This is a genomic window from Novosphingobium sp. UBA1939 (assembly GCF_002336885.1).
Taxonomy (GTDB): Bacteria; Pseudomonadota; Alphaproteobacteria; order Sphingomonadales; family Sphingomonadaceae; genus Novosphingobium.
The window spans coordinates 1-2,910 of record NZ_DDFB01000122.1 but is presented as its reverse complement, the minus strand read 5'-3'; the positions used below and the strand labels follow the sequence as shown (position 1 = coordinate 2,910).

Annotated in this window: 1 protein-coding gene and 1 pseudogene; both read right to left on the bottom strand. The window is 66.4% G+C overall.

Annotated features, from left to right (window positions below):
* The coding region (locus B3547_RS15945; protein ID WP_292964672.1) for a glutamate synthase subunit beta at window positions 1-1,211 on the bottom strand (1,211 nt) is incomplete at its 3' end.
* A 23-nt stretch (window positions 1,212-1,234) separates the two neighbouring features.
* A pseudogene (locus B3547_RS15940) lies at window positions 1,235-2,910 on the bottom strand (glutamate synthase-related protein); the annotation flags it as partial.

The window sequence follows — 2,910 nt, the reverse complement described above, 5'->3', positions numbered from 1 at the left end:
CCGAGGAAGCCCATCGCCAGCAGGATCAGGTCCGCCTTCAGCGTGAATTCGCTGCCCGGCACTTCCTGCATCTTGCCGTTCACCCATTCGACGCGGACGCATTCCAGCCCGGTCACGTCGTTTTCGCCCACCGCGCGCTTGGTCAGCACCGCGAATTCGCGCTCGCAGCCTTCCTCGTGGCTGGACGAGGTGCGCAGCTTGAGCGGCCAGTTGGGCCAGCTCAGCGCCTTCTCTTCCTTTTCGGGCGGCCGTGGCATGATTTCCAGCTGCGTGACGGACAGCGCGCCCTGGCGGTTCGACGTGCCGACGCAGTCCGAGCCGGTATCGCCGCCGCCGATCACCACTACGTGCTTGCCGGTGGCGAGCAGCGAACCGCGCGGCGCGGCGCGGATTTCATCGTCGCCCGCGTTGCGCTTGTTCTGCTGCGTCAGGAATTCCATGGCGAAGCGCACGCCAGGCAGTTCGAAGCCCGGAATGTCGAGCGGGCGCGGGTCTTCAGCGCCGCCCGCCATCACGATCGCGTCGAAGTTTTCCTTCAGCGAGGCGACCGAAACGGTCACGCCCACTTCGACGGAAGTGCGGAACTGGACGCCTTCGGCTTCCATCTGCACCATGCGGCGGTTGATGACGTGCTTTTCCAGCTTGAAGTCCGGAATGCCGTAGCGGAGCAGCCCGCCGACGCGGTCCGACTTCTCGAACACCGTCACCGAATGGCCGGCGCGGGCCAGCTGCTGCGCGCAGGCGAGGCCAGCCGGGCCGGAGCCGACGACGGCGACCGACTTGCCCGTCTTCTTCGCGGGCACCTGCGGCTCGATCCAGCCTTCCTTCCAGCCCTTGTCGACGATCGCGCATTCGATCGACTTGATCGTCACCGGCTGGTCGACGATGTTCAGCGTGCAGGCTGCCTCGCATGGGGCGGGGCAGATGCGGCCGGTGAATTCCGGGAAGTTGTTGGTCGAATGGAGATTATCGAGCGCCTCGCGCCAGTCGTTCTCGTAGACCAGGTGGTTCCAGTCCGGGATCTGGTTGTTCACCGGACAGCCGTTGTGACAATAGGGGATGCCGCAGTTCATGCAGCGCGAAGCCTGCCCCTGCAGCCCCGCCGCATCGTGCGGGATCACGAATTCGCGATAGTGCTTCAGCCGTTCCGCGGGGGAATCGTAGGTACGGTCCTTGCGGTCGACCTCGAGAAAGCCGGTTGCCTTGCCCATGATGTTTCCCTGATCCCTAGTTCTTATTCGGCCGCGACGTTGGCGGCGGCGAGGCGCTCGGCCTCCATCTGGCGGAGCGCGCGCGCATAGTCGCGCGGCATCACCTTGACGAAGCGCTTCACCTCGTCGGCCCAGTTGTCGAGAATCGCGCGCGCCCGCTTGCTGCCCGTGTAGAGGTGGTGGCGTTCGACCAGCACCTTCAGGCGTTCCGCATCGTGGCGGAGCATGTCGCCCATGCCGTAGTCATAGACGTCATGCCCGCGCTGCTGCGGACGACCGGCCCCCTCGTCCTCGTCGCGATCGGCCGAAACGGGGATCAGGTCCACCATCGCCGGGTTGCACAGCTTTTCGAACTGGCCATCCGGATCATAGACATAGGCGATGCCGCCCGACATGCCCGCCGCGAAATTCCGGCCGGTCCGGCCAAGCACGGCCACCACGCCGCCGGTCATGTATTCGCAGCCATGGTCCCCGGTGCCCTCGACAACCGCGATCGCGCCCGAATTGCGCACGGCGAAGCGTTCGCCGGCGACGCCGTTGAAGTAGGCCTCGCCCGCGATCGCGCCATAGAGCACGGTGTTGCCGACGATGATGTTCTCGGTCGGCTCGCGATCGACATGCGCGGGCTGACGCACGATCACGCGGCCGCCCGAAAGGCCCTTGCCCACGTAGTCGTTGGCATCGCCCACCAGATCGAGCGTGACGCCGTGGGCCAGGAACGCGCCGAAGGACTGGCCGGCAACGCCCGTGAAGCTGACCTGGATCGTGTTGTCCGGCAGCCCCTTGTGGCCATACTTCCGCGCCACTTCGCCCGACAGCATCGCGCCCACCGTGCGGTTGACGTTGATCACCTTGCGTTCGAGCCGGACCGGCTCGCCCGTGTCCAGCGCGGGCGCGCTGGCGGCGATCAGATCGTTGTCGAGCGCGGCCTCGAGACCGTGGTCCTGCGTGCCGCTCCAGTTGAGCGTGGTGCCGGGCACCGGATCGACCTGGTGCAGCAGTTTCGACAGGTCGACGCCCTGCGCCTTCCAGTGCGCCACCGCCTTCTTCGTATCAAGCCGGTCGACCCGGCCGACCATTTCCGCGACGGTGCGGAAGCCCATCTCGGCCATGATCGCGCGCAGTTCTTCCGCGACGAAGAAGAAGTAGTTGATCACGTGTTCCGGCTGGCCGGTGAAGCGCGCGCGCAGCACCGGGTCCTGCGTGGCCACGCCGACCGGGCAGGTGTTGAGGTGGCACTTGCGCATCATCACGCAGCCCTCGACGACCAGCGGCGCGGTGGCAAAACCGAATTCGTCGGCGCCCAGCAAAGCGCCTATGACCACGTCGCGCCCGGTCTTCANNGAACTCGTCGGCCCCCAGCAGCGCGGCGATGGCCACGTCGCGTCCGGTACGGATGCCGCCGTCCGCCTGCACGCAGATGCGCGACCGCAGGTTGTTGAGCAGCAGCGTCTGTTGCGTTTCAGCCAGCCCGATTTCCCACGGCGACCCGGCGTGGGTCAGCGAGGTCAGCGGCGATGCGCCGGTGCCGCCTTCGTAGCCCGAGATCGTCACGTGATCCGCGCGTGCCTTGGAAACGCCCGCCGCCACGGTGCCCACGCCCACTTCGGACACGAGCTTGACCGAAATGCGCGCGCGCTGGTTGGCGTTCTTGAGATCGTGGATCAGCTGGGCGAGATCCTCGATCGAATAGATGTCG